We start from the raw sequence: 3,444 nt of genomic DNA, 5'->3' as shown, positions 1-3,444 counted from the left end.
GTGGCGCGCACGCCGATGTCGTCCTTGTGGTCGACGAGCCAGCGGTCGGCGGCGCCGCGCCCCATCTCGAACAGGCGATCGAGGAACGCGCGGTCGGTGTCGAACTTGGAGTTGGCGCCCAGCGGCGCGAGGCCGTCGTCGTCGGCCACCATGTGCAGGCGCAGGTCTTTGTATTTGCCGGGGTCGAGCTTGCCTTCGCGCACCAGGCGCGAGACGAAGGCGATGGCACGCATCTCGCCCATCAGGCTCGCGTTGAAGGTGATCTCGCTCAGGCGGTCCATGATTTCTTCGCTGCGCGTCGGTGTGCCAACGCGCACCAACGGGTTGATGCGAACCAGCAGGATGTCGAGCGCCTCGGTGTTGTAGATCAGCGGGTAGAGCGCGGGGTTGCCGGTGTAGCCGCCGTCCCAGTAGGGCTCGCCCTCGATCTCGACCGCCTGGAAGAGCAGCGGCAGGCAGGCCGAGGCGAGCAAGGCGTCGATCGACAGCTCGCGGCCGGTGAACACCCGCGCCTGCCCGGTGGTCACGCTGGTCGCGGTGACGAAGAGCTTGAGGGGGTTGCGGCGCAGGGCCGCTTCGTCCACATGGCGGCGCAACACGTCGCGCAACGGGTTCAGGTTGAGCGGGTTGAACTCGTACGGGCTGAACGAGCGGAAGAAAGAGCTGACCCACTGGTAACCGGGTAGCTTGTCGAGCTGCAGGCCGTCGTGCAGAGCACGGGTGTTGCTCGCCGAGCCGGGGCAAAAGATCGAGCCCGAGCGGCTCACGTCGTGCCAGAACTCGCTCAGCGCCTGGCGTGCGCCCTCGCGCTGGCCGCGCTGGTAGCCGGTGGCCATCACCGCCGCATTCAAGGCGCCCGCGCTGGTGCCCGAGATGCCGTTGAAGTGGATCTGCTCGTCTTGCAGCAGGCGGTCGAGCACACCCCAGGTGAAAGCGCCGTGCGAGCCGCCGCCTTGCAGTGCCAGGTCGAGCGTGCGTTTGCCTGATGCGCGGGGGTTCGGGTTGTCGGGTGAGGAGGGCATGCGCGCGAGATCCTGAACGTCGTCAAGTGAGTGTGGGAGCCTGGGCCACTGCGGCGGGGAAGCGCACCGTGAAACGTGCGCCCGGCCCGAACGCGCCGCCGCCGTGATCGACCAGCATGCCGGTGCGGTGGCGCAGGTTGGCGTCTTCGAGCGCGATCTCGGCATGGTGCTGCTGCGCGATCTCGCGCACGATGGCGAGACCCAGGCCGGAGCCGTCGACGTTGGTACCGAGCGCGCGGTAGAAAGGCTGGAACACCATGTCGCGCTCGGCCGCCGGGATGCCCGGGCCCGAGTCTTCGACCTGCAGCACCACCACCTGGCCAAACGGGTCGTCGACCACACGCACGGTCACCGTGCCGCCCTCGGGCGTGTACTGCAGCGCGTTGTCGACCAGGTTGCGCACCAGCTCGCGCAGCAGCACCGGCTGGCCGTGCACCATCAGGCCTTGCGGGTGGCGCTCGCCGGTGTTGGGGCCTTCGTAGCCGAGGTCGATGCGCTTCTCCAGCGCACGCGGCACGAAGTCGCGCACGGCCTCGGTGGCGATGCGGGCGAGGTTCACGTCCTGGTGGCTCTGGGCCTGCGAGGCGTCTTCGGCGCGTGCCATGGCGAGCAGCTGGTTGACCATGCGTGCCGCACGCTGGCTGGAGCGCGCGATCTGCTGCAGCGACTTTTTCAGTGCCTGCGGGTCGCGCTCGCCAGCGTCGATCTCGCGCTGGGCCAGCTCGGCCTGGGTGCGCAGCCCGGCCAGCGGGGTTTTCAGCTGGTGGGCGGCGTCGGCGAGAAAGTGTTTCTGCGTGCCGATGCTGCGGTCCAGCCGCATCAGCAAGTCGTTGATCGCGCGCACCAGGGGAGCCACTTCTTCTGGCACCTCGCGCTCGTTGATCGGGCTCAGGTCGTGGCTTTCGCGGCGGCGGATGCGCTGCTGCAACTCGTTGAGCGGCTTGATGCCGCGCGCCAGCGCCAGCCACACCAGCAGCACCGCCAGCGGCAAGATGACGAACTGCGGCAGCATCACGCCCTTGATGATCTCGGTGGCCAGGCGCGAGCGTTTGCCCAGGGTTTCAGCCACTTGCACCAGGGCCGGCGAGGTGGGTGTGGGGGTCGCGCTCACCCAGAGGTAAGCCACCCGCACCGGCTCGCCGCCGATCTCGTCGTCTCTAAACCGCAGTTGGCCCCAGTTGTCGCGGTTGTCTTCGGGCGGCACCGGCAAAGCCTGCTCCCCGCTCAGGAACTCGCCGCGCAGACCCAGCACCTGGTAGTACAGCGTGTCGGCCTCATCGGTGTGCAGCAGCTCGGTGGCGGCGCGTGTCAGCGCGAACACGGCGCGTGGTGTGCCGTCGGCCTGCTCCTGCACGCTGACCTGCTGCGCCAACAGGCGTGCCATCTCGCCCAGCTGGCGGTCAAACGGCTTGTTGGCAATGCCTTGAGCCACCAGCCAGGTGAGCACCACGCTCATCGGCCACAGCAGCAGCAGCGGGGCGAGCATCCAATCGAGGATCTCGCCAAAAAGGGAGCGCTGTTCGCGGGGAAAGGCCACGCGCTAGCTTGGTATTTTTTCCAGGCAGTAGCCGAGGCCGCGCACTGTTGCGATGCGCACCGGCCCTTGCTCGATCTTCTTGCGCAGGCGGTGGATGTAGACCTCGATCGCGTTGTTGCTCACCTCTTCGCCCCATTCGCACAGGCGCTCCACGAGGTGGTCTTTGCTGACCAGGCGGCCGGCGCGTTGCAGCAGGGCTTCGAGCAGGCTCAGCTCACGCGCGGACAGGTCGATCATCTGGTCGTTCATGTAGGCCACGCGGCCGGTGGCGTCGAACGTCAACGGGCCGTGTTTGATGACGCTGGAGGCCGTGCCGAGGCCGCGCCGCGTCAGCGCCCGCACGCGGGCCTCGAGCTCTTGCAGCGAGAAAGGTTTGGCCATGTAGTCGTCGGCGCCCAGGTCCAGGCCCTTGACACGCTGCTCCACGCTGTCGGCCGCGGTGAGGATGAGCACCGGCACGGCCGACCCGCGTGCGCGCAGCTTGCGCAGCACTTCGAGCCCGTGCAGCTTGGGCAAGCCCAGGTCGAGGATGACCATGTCGAACTCGTGCGAGGTCAGTGCGGCGTCGGCCTCCGAGCCGCTGGCGACGGCGTCCACGGCGTAGCCGGTGTTGCGCAGCGTGCGCAACAGGCCATCGGCCAGAACCTGATCGTCTTCGGCAATCAGTATGCGCATCGCGGTCTCCGGTTGTCCTGCGGCGGCTTTCGGGGGGAGCGGATCATTCTATGGCTGCACCCTGACCGGCGCTTGACGCGGCGCACACCGGCGCGAAGGTCTCAAGCCCAGGCGCCGGCATAGGCTTCCAGCCCGAGCGCCACCACGGTGGCCACGTCGGGCCCGACCTCGGCGCGGAACTCCTGGTCAGCCTGCGCCACCGCCTGCTCG

Annotated in this window: 3 protein-coding genes and 1 pseudogene; all 4 read right to left on the bottom strand. The window is 68.3% G+C overall.

Annotated elements, in window-relative coordinates; all coding sequences use genetic code 11:
* Nucleotides 1-1,022 (bottom strand): patatin-like phospholipase family protein (locus RMO40_RS13005; protein ID WP_309721733.1); only part of this gene is annotated, 1,022 nt, incomplete at its 3' end.
* Nucleotides 1,023-1,044: 22 nt separating this feature from the next.
* Entirely contained in the window at nucleotides 1,045-2,508 is a 1,464-nt protein-coding gene (locus tag RMO40_RS13000) for a sensor histidine kinase N-terminal domain-containing protein (protein ID WP_309721736.1), read from the bottom strand.
* Nucleotides 2,509-2,562: 54 nt separating this feature from the next.
* Nucleotides 2,563-3,234: a response regulator transcription factor gene (locus tag RMO40_RS12995; RefSeq protein WP_309721730.1), complete on the bottom strand. Its 672-nt coding sequence runs from the start codon at nucleotides 3,232-3,234 to the stop codon at nucleotides 2,563-2,565.
* Between the two features lie 101 nt (nucleotides 3,235-3,335).
* Nucleotides 3,336-3,444: pseudogene (locus tag RMO40_RS12990) on the bottom strand (MarR family transcriptional regulator); the annotation flags it as partial.

Origin of the sequence: Rhizobacter sp. (assembly GCF_031412075.1) — a bacterium.
In the GTDB taxonomy this organism is placed as follows: Bacteria; Pseudomonadota; Gammaproteobacteria; order Burkholderiales; family Burkholderiaceae_C; genus Rhizobacter.
Note: the sequence above shows the minus strand (reverse complement) of the source record. Positions and strands in the feature narration are given on the sequence as shown.

What these genes read in the sequence shown, in the direction of transcription:
- RMO40_RS13000 (WP_309721736.1), bottom strand. Translation starts at nt 2,508, where the DNA reads ATGCTCGCCCCGCTGCTGCTGCTGTGGCCGATGAGCGTGGTGCTCACC.
- RMO40_RS12995 (WP_309721730.1), bottom strand. Translation starts at nt 3,234, where the DNA reads ATGCGCATACTGATTGCCGAAGACGATCAGGTTCTGGCCGATGGCCTG.